At 52.9% G+C, this 16,558-nt stretch carries 14 protein-coding genes and 2 tRNA genes; 10 read left to right on the forward strand and 6 right to left on the reverse strand.

Translation table 11 applies throughout. The annotated features are described in order from the left end of the window. Window positions 1-20 precede the first annotated feature (20 nt). From fimZ to M2433_RS05890, 3 genes are all read right to left on the reverse strand, one after another. Complete coding sequence (gene fimZ / locus M2433_RS05880) at window positions 21-653, reverse strand: fimbria biosynthesis transcriptional regulator FimZ (RefSeq protein ID WP_429053575.1); 633 nt, start codon at window positions 651-653, stop codon at window positions 21-23. An 812-nt stretch (window positions 654-1,465) separates the two neighbouring features. Beyond that, complete coding sequence (locus M2433_RS05885; protein WP_429053574.1) at window positions 1,466-2,182, reverse strand: helix-turn-helix transcriptional regulator; 717 nt, start codon at window positions 2,180-2,182, stop codon at window positions 1,466-1,468. Window positions 2,183-2,206: 24 nt separating this feature from the next. Continuing rightward, complete coding sequence (locus M2433_RS05890) at window positions 2,207-2,905, reverse strand: EAL domain-containing protein (RefSeq protein ID WP_429053572.1); 699 nt, start codon at window positions 2,903-2,905, stop codon at window positions 2,207-2,209. Between the two features lie 279 nt (window positions 2,906-3,184). On the opposite strand from M2433_RS05890, the gene M2433_RS05895 reads away from it, so the two are divergent. The 7 genes from M2433_RS05895 (at window position 3,185) to yahO (ending at window position 8,953) form a co-directional block, all read left to right on the forward strand. Then, window positions 3,185-3,261 (forward strand) — tRNA-Arg (locus tag M2433_RS05895). Between the two features lie 277 nt (window positions 3,262-3,538). Further along, window positions 3,539-3,614 (forward strand) — tRNA-Thr (locus tag M2433_RS05900). Between the two features lie 79 nt (window positions 3,615-3,693). Beyond that, the gene (locus M2433_RS05905) at window positions 3,694-4,524 is read left to right on the forward strand and encodes a CPBP family intramembrane glutamic endopeptidase (protein WP_429053570.1); all 831 of its coding nucleotides are present in this window, start codon (window positions 3,694-3,696) and stop codon (window positions 4,522-4,524) included. Window positions 4,525-4,880: 356 nt separating this feature from the next. Further along, window positions 4,881-5,897 (forward strand): iron ABC transporter substrate-binding protein, encoded by a 1,017-nt coding sequence (locus M2433_RS05910; RefSeq protein WP_063429326.1) that lies wholly within the window; start codon window positions 4,881-4,883, stop codon window positions 5,895-5,897. 24 nt (window positions 5,898-5,921) lie between these two features. Continuing rightward, complete coding sequence (locus M2433_RS05915) at window positions 5,922-7,496, forward strand: ABC transporter permease (protein ID WP_429053568.1); 1,575 nt, start codon at window positions 5,922-5,924, stop codon at window positions 7,494-7,496. Window position 7,497: 1 nt separating this feature from the next. Then, window positions 7,498-8,529 (forward strand): ABC transporter ATP-binding protein, encoded by a 1,032-nt coding sequence (locus M2433_RS05920; protein ID WP_429053565.1) that lies wholly within the window; start codon window positions 7,498-7,500, stop codon window positions 8,527-8,529. 148 nt (window positions 8,530-8,677) lie between these two features. Continuing rightward, the gene (gene yahO, locus M2433_RS05925) at window positions 8,678-8,953 is read left to right on the forward strand and encodes a DUF1471 family periplasmic protein YahO (protein WP_023310654.1); all 276 of its coding nucleotides are present in this window, start codon (window positions 8,678-8,680) and stop codon (window positions 8,951-8,953) included. Window positions 8,954-8,955: 2 nt separating this feature from the next. On the opposite strand, the gene M2433_RS05930 is transcribed toward yahO, so the two are convergent. The 3 genes from M2433_RS05930 to M2433_RS05940 form a co-directional block, all read right to left on the reverse strand. Further along, entirely contained in the window at window positions 8,956-9,819 is an 864-nt protein-coding gene (locus tag M2433_RS05930) for an EAL domain-containing protein (protein ID WP_429053564.1), read from the reverse strand. A 53-nt stretch (window positions 9,820-9,872) separates the two neighbouring features. Next, complete coding sequence (locus M2433_RS05935; RefSeq protein ID WP_429053562.1) at window positions 9,873-11,810, reverse strand: methyl-accepting chemotaxis protein; 1,938 nt, start codon at window positions 11,808-11,810, stop codon at window positions 9,873-9,875. A 128-nt stretch (window positions 11,811-11,938) separates the two neighbouring features. Then, window positions 11,939-12,379 (reverse strand): winged helix-turn-helix domain-containing protein, encoded by a 441-nt coding sequence (locus M2433_RS05940; protein WP_429053560.1) that lies wholly within the window; start codon window positions 12,377-12,379, stop codon window positions 11,939-11,941. A gap of 570 nt (window positions 12,380-12,949) precedes the next feature. Between M2433_RS05940 and M2433_RS05945 the strand changes: the two genes are divergently transcribed. From M2433_RS05945 to M2433_RS05955, 3 genes are all read left to right on the forward strand, one after another. Next, on the forward strand, window positions 12,950-13,741 hold the full coding sequence (locus M2433_RS05945) for a winged helix-turn-helix domain-containing protein (protein WP_429053557.1): 792 nt from the start codon (window positions 12,950-12,952) through the stop codon (window positions 13,739-13,741). Then, window positions 13,728-14,192, forward strand: coding sequence for a hypothetical protein (locus tag M2433_RS05950; RefSeq protein ID WP_429053555.1), 465 nt, complete (start codon window positions 13,728-13,730; stop codon window positions 14,190-14,192). The genes M2433_RS05945 and M2433_RS05950 overlap by 14 nt, the downstream gene beginning before the upstream one ends. A gap of 165 nt (window positions 14,193-14,357) precedes the next feature. Continuing rightward, window positions 14,358-16,544, forward strand: coding sequence for a TonB-dependent receptor (locus M2433_RS05955; RefSeq protein WP_429053553.1), 2,187 nt, complete (start codon window positions 14,358-14,360; stop codon window positions 16,542-16,544). The last annotated feature ends 14 nt before the right edge of the window (window positions 16,545-16,558 follow it).

Genomic DNA, 16,558 nt, shown 5'->3' on the forward strand with positions numbered 1-16,558 from the left:
CTGCAGGGAGTGAATTCAGGTTATAGCAGTTCGTGCGCTTTGGCGTAATCAATTAATTCCACGATGCTTTGCACACCCAGCTTGGAATAAATATTGGATTTATGCGCGCTAATGGTCTTGTTGCTTAATAGTAGCTGCTCAGCAATTTCCTTATTGGATAATCCATTCGCCAGATACCGTAATACCGTGACCTCGCGATTCGATAATGGCATATCGGTTGCCATTCCTTTCCCTGAACCCAAATGGTTTATAAAGTTCAACGTTTCCGACGGGAAAAAAGAATAGCCCATCAGGATCATCTCTACGGCGTTGTAGATCTCACCTAAATCTTTTCTTTTACTGACAAAACCATTTGCCCCGGCGCGAATGGCGCGACCTGCGTAAAATATCTCTGATTTAGACGAGAGGAACAGAACCTTAATGCTCTTGTTTAAGTTTCTGATTCTCTTAAGTAAATCAAAGGCATCCGTGCCTGTGAGTTCAATGTCAAGGATCACCAGATCGATAGGGTGATTGCGGATACAGTCAAGGACTTCATGGCTATCGCCAGACTTAAGCTTGACTGCGATATTTTTATTTTTCTGTAGCAGGACTTCTATCGACATTCTGACGATAGGATGTTCGTCCATAATGATAACGGATGCCGGTTTCATTTTTAATGCCTCAGATTGTTAAAAGCGTTATGCAGAGTTTGGTAAAACTCTCGAAATGCCGGAAGGATATAATGTGCAGATCCCTATACCGTAGTATTTCCCTGGAAAGAGCGAAAGCATCCTTGTTTACGTAATGAAAAGAACTATGCCTCAGCGCGGTCATCTCATTTGGCTGGTGTTGGCAAAAAGGTTTTTCTTATTCAGATTTGGTACGCATCTTATTATACAGGGTAAGTTTTTTCCGAAAACCCTGTAAATTAATCTCCGCTTATGGGTTTGTATTATGTTCTGGATCTGAATCGCTATTATTTTAAAATTAGCGGAAATATCCTGTTATCCCATTTACCGCATTTTTTCATCTTTATGTAATAACAAAAAATAACAGATATCTCTGTATGTTGATCAGTTGTTAATAAAAATACGCCTCATTTCAGGGGGCGACTCCGCGGCGGACAGGTGAAAAATTGCCCTCGCAGGCCGGCAGGCCTTCATCTGAAAGTGCTCCGGTTGACCTGGAGAACAGCGTCTGCTGCACAGGAGAACATGCTGTCCGCTTCGCTTTTTGCTCCCAGGGGAACTCGCTAAGCTGCTTGTTTTTACATCATTATCATCTTGTTAACGCTATCTGCATTCACTTAACGGATGGAGGAAAGTGCTGCCGTTCATTCAATTTGTGGCATTTCACAAGGTTCGCGCCCGTAAATTAGGAATAGTTATAAATTCGATTTTATTGTTAATAATTAACATTTTTGCAACGTGAATGGTAAGTAATTTCCTAAACCTCTTTAGGAAATAAGGGGTTAGGGCGTGCGTTAAAACGTGCAATCTGAAAGGTTATTAAGAAGGTGCAGCAATTCCTGACGATGGCTGAGCCCCAATTTCAGCAGGATGCAGCTGAGGCGATAAATAATGCGGCTGTAGGGACGATTCTGCATCAGGGCAATCTGGCGCAATGTCCTGCCCCGTGATAGCTCCTGCAGGATGGGCCATTCGTTGCGGGAGAACCAGTCCTTGTTGGAACCCAGCGGGGGGCTGATGTCCAGCAGGCTGTGCTGGAGCGCTGCGGCGTTCAGCTGACGTTCGAGGACATGAAAGGGCCCTGCCGCTTTGCAGAAGAGGCGGGTGTCGTAATTATCGGCCCGGACGAGCAGCCAGGGCGTCAGAAAAGGCGGGAAAAGGCTATGCCTTCTCAACTGATCCAGTTTTTCCAGCAGCCCCGTGGACCGGCTTTCAATATCCACGACCAGACGGGCTGATGGCCACTGCGTCTGGGCGACAAGGGCGTCGTCCAGCGTGGCAAAGTCGCAGCAGCTGCTCAGGGGAAACTGGCCGTTGAGAAAACCGGTGCGCAGGAAGTGATCCTCCGTCACCAGAATGATAAACGGGGCGTCTGTTTTGCGGGGCTGGCTGATGGACTGGCTCAAAAATTCGAGCCGGTCGAAAAAGGGGGGAGCGAAAGGTGAGTGCGTAAATCCCAGTGCATCACTTCCCGTACGCCGCCGCCGGTAACGGCGCACTGTCATTCGCATGGCCTCCCTCCTGGAAATGGCGTTTTAATCCTCCGGCCATGTCCAGGACGGCCAGTAATACCCCTGGCCGAGATCGGCGCCTGCCTGCAGTGCCCAGGTGCGATCGCGTTCAGTCTCAATACCTTCGATAAGCACTTTTCCGGCAAGCTGAAAGCAAAGGGAAACCAGTTGCCTCAGCGCAGGGGTATCGCGTAAACGCCAGAATGCTTCCTTATCTATTTTGATGCCGCTTAACGGGAGTCGGCAGGCTAACAACGACTGCACTAAGACATCATCCACGTCATCCAGCCAGATTGCGTGTCCCTGTTTTCTGAGCAGCAGCAGATTCTGAATGGCGCGCTGTTTCTGCTCGGCGGACAGCGCCAAAAAAGCCGCGGGGTCGATAATCTCAATATTGAGCGGCGCGGCTGGCAACCTGATAAGTCGCTGAAAAGACGCAGGCTCCGTCAGGACGGTTATCGGCAGATTAATAAAAAGGTTATGGCCGCGCGGCGTATTTTTTAACGCGGCAAGCTGTGCTTCAAGCAGTCTAATCGACCAGTCTGCAGACCGATCGCAGAAAAAGCCTTCACTGTGCCGCGGCTCGGAAAGGACGCTGAGAACCTCTACACCCACCTGGCGCAAGGAGGCGAGGGCGACGATGGGCTCAAGCTTAATGCCGACGATGTCCTGAGAAACGTACTGTAACCGGGGGGGCGAATCTATCGGGTTTTGCGCTCTCACTCCATTGTCCTGTTGTCTGTCAGCCTCCAGGCGGCCGGGATACCAGGCTCTAGTGTGACGAGCTGACGTACAGGAAAACAGCAGGCGTTACTTAAATGCAACTAAGCCTTTTCGCAGCACGAAATTGTACGGGAGAAAAGCGGGGGGATGGAGAAAAAACAGCCATATTTACAATCAACTAGCCCTAATCAGGCCAGAAAACGGAAAAGGCATTGACTCACCTGCCATTGACCGTATAATTCTTCGCGTTTCACCACCGCGAAGTACACTCTTCTCAGTGCGCCCTTAGCTCAGTTGGATAGAGCAACGGCCTTCTAAGCCGTAGGTCGTAGGTTCGAATCCTACAGGGCGTGCCATTTAGTCTCAGCGCGTAATCCCGCCCTTTTTTCCCCTGACCGACCAAGCGCTACCAATCCCTGTGCCTGATTTTAACCGTCGGATTTGCATGGTTAATTCCAGATGTGTATCATTCTGCACCCGGCCCAGGAGCCTGTCGGTGAGAACGTTTGTTCCGCCATCGACCGGTCATTGGCGTAGTTCCCGCCAGGGCCACCATACCGCCACTAGCTCATCGGGAAGAGCGACAACCAGGATGTTGTAGTACGGGGTTCGAGGCTCCGGTGGCGGACCAACGCCGACTTAGCTCAGTAGGTAGAGCAACTGACTTGTAATCAGTAGGTCACCAGTTCGATTCCGGTAGTCGGCACCATATTTATGGCTTTCCCGCAGTATGCCTCCGGCACGACATGCCTTTTCACTGTTGTACATACCGTTCATGAAGGACAAATATGTGGTATCTACTCGCAACTTCGCTTGCCGCACTTTCCCTTAATAAAAGCCTGGCTTACCTGATGCTGGGGTTAACGGCGTTTCTTGGCTGGAAACAGGGCATTCTTGACGCCCCGGCGCTGCTGGTGATCGCATCAATCGTTATTGGCTGGTCTGTTGTTGAATGGCTACGTAATAAAAATAATAAATATACTTATCTGGTCGAAGGCCTGTGCGTGGCCATCGCCGTTGCCCTGGTTATGCATGTGCTCCCGGGCTTCCATAACCCCAAAGTGCTGGATGCCGTGGTTGTTGGTCCGCAAAGCATACCGTTCAGTATGTACTTTAATATGGACAAGGCGGTGGTGCCGTTCTTTTTAATTACGTGCATGCCAACGCTATTTGTAGCCAAACCCCTCTATAAAGCGGGTAAGATCGGCTGGGGAATATTGGTTCTTGCGATACCCGCGCTGTTACTTCTGGCTGTGGCGTTGGGCGGGCTGAGAATTGAGCCGCATGCGCCAGAATGGTTCGCTCAATTTGCCCTTGCGAATATTTTCTTCGTCTCTTTGGCCGAGGAAGCCTTGTTCAGAGGCTACCTGCAGCAGCGCTTGTCCCGGATTATTCATCCTGTTGCCGCGCTGTTGATTGCCTCAGTCATTTTTGGGCTGATGCATTATAGCGGCGGTTTACTGCTGATTATTTTTGCCAGCCTCTCCGGCATTATTTACGGCCTGGCGTGGATGTGGAGCGGAAGGCTCTGGGTAGCAACGTTATTCCATTTTGGGCTGAACTGCGTGCATTTATTGTTCTTCACCTATCCGATGTATGCCCCTCACGCGGCGGTGTGATGCGTTTTTAAATAGTAGCCTAATAATTTGGCTGCCTCTGGATAAACATAAAAAGCCCCGAAATATCGGGGCTTTTTTATATATACCGGGCGCGTGAATAACAAATTTCACTTCGCGTCAGAATGAATAGACGGCTAATGAATTTCATTGCGGGCAGGCTTAAGGTTTTCTTAATCTAAATATTATCCCGGATTAAAAACTGGATTTTTATCATTTCAAACTCCGTAATAAAGAAATTTTACACTTTTACGTTTAAACTCGATTGATACTAATTATCATTAGCGTTGTTGTATGCTTTAATCCTGTCCCACAAAGCTATGAGTAGTTACTCCCGTTGGTCTATTAAGGATATGTTCATGAATTCTCGCCTGCTGTCCTGCTTCTCGCTTGCCTTGTTGTCTTCATCACTTTTCCTTTCCACACAGTCGGTTGCTGCCGATAACAGCGAAGGTATCGTTGTCTATAACGCGCAGCATGAAAACCTGGTGAAGTCGTGGGTTGACGGTTTTACCAAAGAAACCGGCATCAAAGTGACTTTGCGTAACGGCGATGACAGCGAGCTGGGTAACCAGCTGGTTCAGGAAGGCAGCGCATCCCCGGCGGACGTCTTCCTGACCGAGAACTCGCCGTCGATGGTGCTGGTGGATAATGCCAACCTGTTTGCGCCGCTGGATGCAGACACCCTGAAGCAGGTACCGGCGGAATATCGTCCGGCGCACGGTCGCTGGATCGGCATCGCTGCCCGCAGCACGGTGTTTGTCTATAACCCGGAAAAACTGAGCGAACAGCAGCTGCCTAAATCGCTGATGGACCTGGCAAAACCCGAGTGGAAAGGCCGCTGGGCGGCATCACCGTCAGGCGCGGATTTCCAGGCCATCGTGAGCGCAATGCTGGCCCTGAAAGGCGAGCAGGCTACCCTGGAATGGCTCAAGGCGATGAAAGCCAATTTCGTTGCCTATAAAGGCAACAGCACCGTGATGAAAGCGGTCAATGCCGGCCAGATTGATGGCGGCGTGATTTATCACTACTACCGCTTTGTCGATCAGTCCAAAACGGGCGAAAACAGCAAAAACACCCAACTCTACTACTTCAAACACCAGGATCCGGGCGCGTTTGTTAGCCTCTCTGGCGGCGGCGTGCTGGCGTCCAGCAAACACAAAGCGCAGGCGCAGGCCTTCATCAAATACATTACCGGTAAAGAAGGTCAGGAAAGCCTGCGTACCAACAATGCCTTTGAATACGCTGTGGGCGTGAACGCGGCCTCAAACCCGAAACTGGTTCCGCTGAAGGATCTTGATGCGCCGAAAGTTGAACCTTCATCGCTCAACAGTAAAAAAGTTATCGAGCTGATGACGCAGGCCGGCCTGCTGTGATCCTGAGAGTGAAGTGAACGTCTTATGTCTGGTCTGAGTCTCGACATCGGAAAAAACAGAGTGCAGGAGCCTGCCCGCAGGCGTCCTGCGCTGACGATGGTTGCGTTAGCTGTATTGTTTTCATTGATGGCGCTTCTGCCTCTGGGTTTTATCATTGCCATTGGCATTGAGACAGGCTGGGAAACCATTAAGGCGCTGGTGTTCCGCCCGCGCGTGGCCGAGCTGCTCAGCAACACGCTGTGGCTGACGGCTATAGCTGTGCCGCTCTGTATCGTAACGGGCGTGGCCATAGCCTGGCTTACCGAGCGCACGCAGCTTGCCGGGCGGGGGATCTGGTCTGCGCTGGCGGTCGCCCCGCTGGCGATCCCCGCGTTTGTGCAAAGCTATGCCTGGGTGAGCGTTGTCCCGTCGATGCACGGGCTTTCCGCGGGCGTGTTCCTCTCCGTTCTTGCCTACTATCCGTTTATCTATATGCCGGTTGCGGCGGTGCTGCGCCGCCTTGACCCGACGCTTGAGGATGTGGCCGCGTCGCTCGGCACGCCGCCGTGGCGGATCTTTTTCCGCGTGGTGTTACCGCAGCTCAAGCTGGCTATCTGCGGCGGCGCGCTGCTGGTGGCGCTGCACCTGCTGGCGGAATATGGCCTGTACGTGATGATCCGCTTTGATACCTTCACCACGGCGATTTATGACCAGTTCCAGTCAACCTTCAGCGGCCCGGCAGCGAATATGCTGGCGGGCGTGCTGGCCCTGTGTTGCCTGGCTATCCTGGTGCTGGAAGGCGTGACGCGCGGAAAGGCACGCTACGCGCGCATTGGCGCCGGGGCCGCGCGCGAGCAAAAACGCTGGCCGCTGAAGCCTGCGGCCGCCGCGCTGGGCCAGCTGTTTTTCATCGTGCTGATCGTGCTGGCGCTGGGCGTGCCGTTAATTGTTCTGTGCCGCTGGATTTGGCTCGGCGGCGTGCAAAACTGGATGAGCGCCGATCTCTGGCACTCTCTGCGCCAGACGCTGATGCTCGGCGTGGGCGGAGCCCTGCTGACGACCGCGTGCGTGATCCCCATCGCCTGGCTCGGTATTCGCTACCCGCACCGCATCTTCCGGATGCTGGAAGGGTGCATCTATATCACCAGCTCGCTGCCGGGGATTGTCACGGCGCTCGCCCTGGTCACCGTCACCATTCATTACGCCCGCCCCATTTACCAGACGGAAATTACCCTGTTCCTTGCCTACCTGCTGATGTTTATGCCCCGTGCGCTCATCAACCTGCGGGCGGGGATTGCGCAGGCGCCGGTCGAGCTGGAAAACGTGGCACGTAGCCTGGGCAGCACGCCGGCGAAGGCGCTCTGGAGCGTCACGATGCGGCTGGCCGCGCCGGGTGCGGCGGCGGGAGCCGCGCTGGTTTTCCTCGGCGTCAGCAACGAGTTGACCGCCACCCTGCTGCTCTCTCCGCTGGGAACGCGCACGCTCTCTACCGGATTCTGGGCGCTGACCAGTGAAATTGACTATGTGGCTGCCGCGCCATACGCGATGCTGATGATCCTGATTTCACTCCCGCTGACCGCCATTCTCTATATGCAGTCGAAGAAAATTGCAGGGCTATGACATGCTTGAATTAACCGCCATTTCAAAATCGTTTTCTGACGTGCAGGTGCTCGACAGCTTAAACCTGAGCGTTGCGCCGGGAAGCAGGACGGCAATTGTCGGGCCATCCGGGTCGGGTAAAACCACGCTGCTGCGTATTCTTGCCGGCTTTGAAACGCCCGACACGGGGCGCATTGTCATGCAGGGGAGAACGCTGTTTGATGAAAACAACTTTGTCCCCGCCCACCTGCGCCGGATCGGTTTTGTTCCTCAGGAGGGCGCGCTGTTCCCGCACCTCAATGTGGCAGACAACATTGCCTGGGGGCTGGACGGTACCCGCCACGAGAAGCGCCAGCGCGTTGAGGCGCTGATGGAGATGGTCTCTTTGGACAGGCAGCTCGCGACGCACTGGCCCCATGAGATTTCCGGCGGACAGCAGCAGCGCGTGGCCCTTGCCCGCGCGCTGGCCCAGCGTCCTTCACTGATGCTGCTGGATGAACCTTTCTCGGCGCTGGACACCGGCCTGCGCGCCATGACCCGTAAAGCCACGGCCGATCTGCTGGCTGAAGCGGGCGTGGCCTCGATTCTGGTCACCCACGATCAGAACGAAGCGTTGTCCTTTGCCACGCAGGTCGCGGTCATGCGCTCCGGGCGCTTCACCCAGGTCGGGACGCCTTATGACGTCTACACCCGTCCCGTTGACGAAGAGACGGCGCTGTTTCTTGGCGATGCGCTGATCCTGCCGGCAGAGCTCAGCGCGGGCTACGCCGTGTGCGCGCTGGGCGAGGTGCCTACGGATAACGCCCATGCGACAGGGCAGGGCAGAGTGATGCTACGACCGGAGCAGCTGAGCGTGACGGCATGTGCCGCGCATGAAAGCTCGATCTCGATTCTTGACGTGGACTTCACCGGCCAGCTGTCGACGCTCACCCTTGCGTTAGCCGGGGAGCAACAGCCCGTGATTCTGAAGACCGTAAGCCAGCCTGGCTGGAACCCGGGCGCCGCGGTACGCATTGATATTGCTGGCACCGCGCGGGTATTCGAATATTCTTAATATTCGTTAGTAATTTCGTGCAACGGGTTGTTATAAAAGAATTTTCCAGAGCGTATGGCATTTCCTGAGATTCTCTACCATGCTCATAAAACCTCACCATACGAGTGAGGTTTTTTGTAGTTGCTGATTAATCTCAAGGAAAAAGGTTATGAAAAAGACGACTGCTATTTTGTTGGGAACGGCGTTACTGTTTACGACCAATGCTTTTGCTGCACAGCTGCTGACTAAAAGCGAGTTCAAGAAAGTTGCGTCTCAGTATAAAAAAATCGGTACGGTAAACACCTCGAATGAGGTATCGGTTGATGATGCAAAAAAAGAACTGATTGAGAAAGCCGATAAAAAAGGCGCGGATGTCCTGGTGCTCACTTCCGGGAACACCAACAATAAAATTCACGGTACGGCCAATATTTACAAGAAAAAATAATGTCATTGCAGCCACCCCTCGGTTGGGGTGGTTGTTCGCTCCTCCTGGTTAGCTATCCTGATGAGCTCATCAGCCTGAACCGGACGGCAGAAGTAGTATCCCTGTAAGAAATCACACCTGTTGAGCCGTAGATAGTCCGCCTGATGTTGAGTTTCAACACCCTCGGCGATAATACGCAGATCCATCTTTTTAGCCAATTCAATCAGGCTCTCCATAAGACGTGTATCGCCATGTTCTCCTATCTGGCTGACAAACAGCCTGTCTATTTTGATGTACTCAGGATCCAGAGCGTGGATATAGGCAAGATTGGAATACCCTGTTCCAAAGTCGTCCAGCGCAAGGGAAATGGGCAATCGCCGCAGCGCGGCAAACCACTCGCTTAACTGCGGTGTGACATGCAGCGGGTGTTTTTCAGTAATCTCGATTATCAGCCGCACATGGCGGGTGGCAAGCTTTTGTAAAAGCGCCACGGTGTCTGATTCAAAATCGGGATCGAGACAGTTAGAGGGGCTCAGGTTCAGGCTGACGTAAAGCCCCTCAGGAAAAAGATGGATCTGGTGCTGAAGATCGGTGATGACCTGCTGAATCAGATGATGCGTCAGCATAGCAATGAGGCTGTGCTTCTCCGCGAGGGGAATGAAGGTATCCGGCGCGACGTTGCCGTAAAGCGGGTGTTTCCATCTGGCGAGTACCTCAATTCCCGCCATCCGCCCCGTCTGGCTGTCGTAAAAGGGCTGATAAACCGGCACGATCTGGTGCTGAGCGATAGCCTCAACCAGCGTTCTTGCCGTGACGTGTGCGAAAAACGGCGTCATCAGTGAGCGTATGCCGGAGAGGAATCCAGGGGGGCGTTTAGGTGTTGTCATTCTCGCGAGTCCTTTAGCGTGCGGTAGCCATGGGGACTACCGCACGGCAGTCATCAGAATTTGACCCAGTCATCCTGGTCGTTATGTGTGGGACGCTTCATCGCAACGACGGTGGCAATACTCGCGCCGTGTGAACGATGTTTTTCAGCGCGTGGGGCGCTCTCTTTGGAGACGCGAAAAACCGATACCACCTTTTCCAGCTGTACAGCCTGATCTTCCAGTGAGCTCGCCGCCGCCGACGACTCTTCCACCAGGGCTGCGTTCTGCTGGGTGGTGGTGTCCATTTCTGCCATTGCCTGTGCAATCTGGGAAATGCCGCGGCTCTGTTCTTCAGTGGCGGCAGCAATTTCATTCATGATGTCGCGAACTTGCGCCACGGATGTTTCGATTTTTGTCATCGCATCGCCGGCGCTTTCAACCAGGCTAAACCCGGTGTCTACATGCGATACGGACTCGTTGATCAGGTTTTCAATCTCCTTCGCCGACTGCGCGCTGCGCTGGGCAAGCGTTCGGACTTCCGCGGCGACCACGGCGAAGCCCTTACCCTGGTCGCCCGCGCGGGCAGCTTCAACGGCGGCGTTCAGCGCCAGGATATTGGTCTGGAAGGCAATGCTGTTAATCACGGTGGTGATCTCAGAAATACGGTGCGAACTGCTGCGCACATTTTTCATGGTATCAATCACCTGCAGTGAAATCTGGCTTCCCTCGGTGGCGTTTTGCGCCGCTTCATCGGCTAACTGCCTGGCGTGAGTAGCGTTTTCCGCGTTGTGCGCCACGGTAGAGGTCAACTCTTCCATGCTGGCGGCGGTTTCGACAACGGCAGCAGACTGCTGCTCGGTTCGCGCCGACAGATCCATATTGCCAGCCGCAATTTCAGTAGAAGAGCGCGCGACGCTCTCCACGCCATCGCGAACGTCATTAATGATGTTCTTAAGATTGGCGTTCATGGTGGCGACAGCCTGCATCAACAGTCCGGGCTCATCGCGGCGGGTGCTGGTCAGCGTGCTTGTCAGGTCTCCGCTGGCGATCTGCTCCGCTACGCGCAGGGTCTCATTCAGCGGACGGGTGATGGAAAGGGTAATACCCATTGCCATAAGGATACCGAGCGCAATCCCAATCGCGGCGACGATGGCCATCTGTATCTGTACGCTATCTACCGTATCGGCAACTTTTTTCTGCTGCATGTCAAATAGCATCTGAATGGCATGCGTCAGGGCCGATGCCTTTCCGGTTAAGGTATCGGAGAGGGCAGCCTGCTGTGTCCAGACGGTTTTATAATTCGACATTGCTTCGGCCACGTTATTAATCGTGTTGAGGCCGGACTGCAGCCAGGCTTTTTGGTCTTCAGACGCAACGGCGAGTAACTGCCCCGTGTAAGCCCTCGCTGTCTCAATACGCGTCAGGATCTCCCGAATTAACGCCTCCGTCGGGTGCGCTTTGTAAAGGGTGACCTGTGAATCAATATCGCTCATGATAAACGCGATCTGAGCAGCGATAAGCGAATGCTGGGCATCAAGGCTGCCGTTTCGGCTAAGTTTTGACGCCAGTTCTGAGTTATCGCATAGCCTCTGTGTATTCAGTTTTTGTTCGCTGAGTTTCTTTTCTGAAAGCGATTGGGTAAACGGAACCAGCGTGGCTATATAGCTCGTGACGGCATTTGCCGTATCGTCGAGGGCTTTTTTCCCTTCTGGCGACCAGTTGAAGGTTTCCATCTCAGAAACAATGCCCTGCATGCGCTGGGTACCCGCATTGATCTGGTCGAGGAACTTTGGATCGAGCGTATATTGAAAATTGGTTCGGCCCAGGCGGACCTGCGACAGCGCGTTAAAGAGCGCTGTCGTATGTCCGTTCTTTTCAACCTTATCCTGGATGCTGGTCAGGCCAAACAACCCGGCCCCCAGAATAATAATCGTCACGAGCAGAACGGTAAAAAAACCAAAGAATAATTTCTTACTCACTTTTAAATCGGTAAAGCGGTTAATTATGCTCATATATAATTCCAGCGTCAGCGGGGCCGACTCACAGTGCTTTAAAATCATTAACGGAAAATGTTTCTTGAACAGGAGGGAAAAAAAAGCCCCTCGCGCACCAGCGCTCAGGGCAAACACCTGAGTTGACATCACTCACTCAGGGTATCTGTCTTCTCCTCTTTTTTAACAGGATGAGCGGGGAGTTCACTTATCCTGTAATAAACGGGGATTACATTCTGATAAGTAATAATGTAACCGCACCCTTTAATATTGCGAATAAAATCGTCGGGTAAGCCTAAAAGCTTCAGCTTATTCTTGAGATTGTGCAGGACCTGCCATAATCGCTGTGTGGAAGGGCTCAGGTTATGGGCCTCCCAGATTTCTTCAAACAACTCTTCTTTCGGAATGGGCGCTCTTCGACCATTAATCATCAAATATAAAAAAAGTCTTAGCATCGTTTCATTGAAATAAATTGATGCAAAAGCGATGCTGTTATCATTAAGACTGCCGGTAAGCCGATACAGCCTCCGATTGGTAATATCGAAATGAATGTCATTACCGATCATAAATCCGTATAGACGATAACCCATAACTAAAACCCATATAAATGAAGACGAACATGCATCACTACATATAAGCGCTGAGAGAATCCATACCGTTTATGTGGTGGATTATATGGCTGCTATGAATGCTTTCCAATACACATCCCTGTGCGCTATGAGAAACCGGTTGTACATCACCCCGGCATGGCGCAATAGTCGATTAAAGTAATATTTTCGGCATAAAATTCTTAAAGTTAATTCATTTGTTTGGTTTCATTCTAAATTTCGATAATCCAACGATAGCTCAACATTAAAACGCGAATTTTAGGAAAATTTCAGTTTTTCATTCTGGATGCTCCGCGCAACCTCAAGCCTCGTAAGGGGCGGCCAGATGAGTATGAGATTAGGATTTTTCAGTAAAAAAGAGGAATGAAGTTATATGATTTATACTGAACAGGCGGGGGTTACCGCAGGGGCGAATCCGGTTCGCAAAAGCGGTCTGTGTTTCTAACTGCTTGATAATTATTGCTTAAAATATGAATCAGAAAAAGTAAACGGACGCGAAAACATACCAATGATGAATGCACTTTATCGTACTCCTCTCGCCGCAGGCGCGTCATGAAACCCGTTTTCCTGATTAATCACTCGGTACTTTTCGAGCCGGAAAAGCGCCGGCTTTATCTGCTGGCCAATTATCCCGAGCGTGCCGTCGTCTTACATGCTCCCGTTAGCGAGTGCCTGCTGCAGCTGCTCGAACACAATGGTCAGGTGATGTCACAACGTGACCTTTTTGCTGCTGTATGGGAAAAGCAGGGCGCTGTTGTTACAACTAATGCGCTTTATCAGACCATTGCCTCTATTCGTAAAGCGCTAAAGACGGTTGGTCTGGCAGAAAATATGGTCCAGACGGTGCCCAAGGAGGGGTTTAAGTCGGTCGCTCATATTCAGGCGGGGACGCTCGACGATTTTATTACGCCCGCGGCCTTAGAGCCTGTTGAAACGTTCCCTGATGCCGGGCGCGAATGTTCACCTTCGGTTAATCATGGTGTTCTTTTTTTTCGCAGTAAAATCGCCGGGGCTCTGGCGGGTTTATTATTTATTCTTTCTTGTCTGGCGCTCATTCATGAAATTAACGCCCGGAGCGCTGGGCTGGAAGAATATCTTTCCATTGGCAAAATCAACGGCTGTGATGTCTATTCGTCCTGGCATGATAAGAATAAAAGCCAGCGTATTTACACAGGCCTGGACAAACGTTATCCCGTTCAGTGTAGTCCCGGGGGCGTTGCTCTGATGACGCTAAATCGTTTTCAGAATGGTATTTCGGTACTTGTGTGTGACAGGCTACCCAACGTTGCCGGTGCGCGCTGTGATTCCATCATGTACCTGGAGCAATATCATGAAGCTGAATAGTCAGGTTGTACGCTGGGCGATTATTACTCTGACTATTGCTGCACCTTTATTCTATACAGCCCACCTTCATTATCAGCGAAATAATTTTACCTGCGAGAGTCATTTGACGATAGTCGATGGCGATTCAAGGGTCGATTCTCTCATGACCTTTTCTTTTCATCATGGCTCGGGCGCGTACGATTCAACCGGTGAATATAGTCAGGCAGGTCAGCAACCTCTTATCATTAGCAACAAGATTAACTTTAAATATTGGTATGAGGAGGATCGGGTCATTTTGGTTTCCAGCGAGACGAACGCGCTACCCAAAAAAGATGAACCCTTTCGTCATTATATTCCCGATTTTTTCTATTATCGCGACCGCGGTATCAGTCTTGGCATTGTTCCGGTGAACGCTTCTGGCTACCTGTTTAGCTTCGGAAATTCGCCAGCGTTTTACTGTTCAAAAAGCTGAAAGAGAGTGCCTCCATCTTCTTGCCCCCTATTCTCACCTGGGGGTGAAGTATGCTAATGCTTGAACATTCAAAGATAATGCGTATAGTTCTCATTTGCATTGTAACCAATACTTTTAAGGTCCGGCAACGGGCCATTTTTGCGCGCACTTTCGAATGAGTTAACGATGAACAACACCAAATTACATAAAACGCTGCTGGCGCTCGCCGTTGGCGCGGTGACACATTCCGCTTACGCGGCGGATGGAAAAAAAGAAGACACCATTGTTGTGCAGTCTGCACCCGCCGGCGATTTTAAACCCGGCGGCGACCAGCCAGTGCCGGCCTTCCTTGACGGACAGGTCGCGAACGGCGGGCGTATGGGGATGCTCGGCCAGCAGAACGCCATGGATGTGCCGTTCAACATCATCAGCTACACCTCGAAGCTGGTGGAAGACCAGCAGGCGAAAACCATTGCGGACGTTGTTGCCAACGACGCGGGCGTACAGTTCGTTCAGGGCTACGGCAACAGCGCGGAAACGTACCGCATCCGCGGCCTGAAGTTTGACGGCGACGACATGACCTTTGGCGGCCTGTCCGGCGTCCTGCCGCGCCAGGTGGTGGATGCCCAGATGGTCGATCGCATTGAGATCTTCAAAGGGGCAAACGCCCTGATGAACGGCGCGGCGAGCTCCGGCGTGGGCGGAATGATCAACCTTGAGCCAAAACACGCGGGCGAACTCCCGCAGGCGAAAGTCGGGATCGACTACACATCGGATTCTCAGATTGGCACCACGCTGGATGCGGGCCGTCGCTATGGCGACAGCGACCAGTTTGGCGCGCGGGTGAACCTGGTGCACCGCGAAGGGGAAACCGGCATACCGAACGATCGCCGCCGCACCACGCTGCTCTCCACCGGTCTCGATTATAAGGGCGACCGCTTGCGCACCTCGCTGGATCTCGGCTATCAGAAGAAAACCTTCCACGGCAGCCCGACCAGCGTCAATATTTCGGCAGTGGACTTCGTGCCCGAGCCGCCGAAAAACGATCGCAACATCTCGCAGAAGTGGGCCTACAGCAATATCGAAAACGAGTTCGGGATGTGGCGCAGCGAGTACGACATCAGCGACGGCTGGACGATCTATACCGGGCTGGGGGCGCAGCACGCGCACGAGGAAGGTACCTACAGCGCACCGAAGCTGGTCGATAAGAGCGGTAAGGCGACGGTCAGCCGCCTCGACACCAACCGCATCAGCGACGCCGTTAGCGGGATGGCGGGCATTCGCGGTAATTTTACGACCGGCTTCGTGTCCCATAAGGTGAACGTCGGCTATTCGGCGATGACGAAAAACGAAAAAATCGCGTGGAAAATGTCGGCAGCGAAGGATAACCCGACGACCAACATCTACCACAATACCGGCGTCGATATGCCTGACAGCAGCAACTTCAACGGCTCTGGCGGAAAGTACAGCGATCCGCTGACCAGCGGACGCACCCGCACCCAGGGCTGGCTGCTGAGCGATACGCTGGGCGTACTGGACGATAAGCTGCTGTTCACCGCCGGGGCGCGCCACCAGAAGGTGGTCATCCGCGGGTATAACAAAATTACCGGTGCGGAAAACGACGCGGACGGCTTCGACGGCAGCCGCTGGATGCCAACCTACGGCGTGGTCTACAAGCCATGGGATCAAATCTCCCTCTATGCTAACCATACCGAAGCGCTGCAGCCGGGCAAAAACGCGCCTGACACCGCCACTAACTACGGCCAGAGCACCGGTATCGTTCACTCTAAGCAGAATGAAGTGGGCGTGAAGGCCGACTTCGGCCGCGTGGGCGGCTCTCTGGCGCTGTTCGAAATCAAAATGCCGTCCGCTATTCTCGACAGCCAGACGAAGCATTACGGCCTGGACGCCGAGCAGCGCAACCGCGGCGTTGAGCTGAATGTGTTCGGCGAGCCGATGCTGGGGATGCGCCTCAACGCCAGCGCCACCTGGCTACAGGCAGAGCTGACCAAAACCAACAACGGTCTCAACCAGGGTAATGACGCGATCGGCGTCCCGAACTTCTACGCCGTGCTGGGTGCGGAATATGACATTAAACCGATCGACGGCCTGACCGCGACCGCGCGCGTGAACCACTCCGGCACGCAGTATGCTGACCTCGCGAACAGCAAAAAGCTCGACAGCTACACCACGCTGGATCTGGGCATGCGCTATCGCTTCGCGGTGAACCGCAATGAAAACCAGATGACGGTTCGCGCGGGCATCGACAACGTGACCAACGAAAACTACTGGGCCAGCGTGGACGATTCCGGTACCTACATCACTCAGGGTGAACCGCGGACCTTTAAGGTCTCGGTTGGCTACGAGTTCTAAGCGTTCCATCTCGT

It is taken from the genome of Enterobacter sp. AC1 (assembly GCF_050434705.1).
Taxonomy (GTDB): Bacteria; Pseudomonadota; Gammaproteobacteria; order Enterobacterales; family Enterobacteriaceae; genus Enterobacter; species Enterobacter cloacae_L.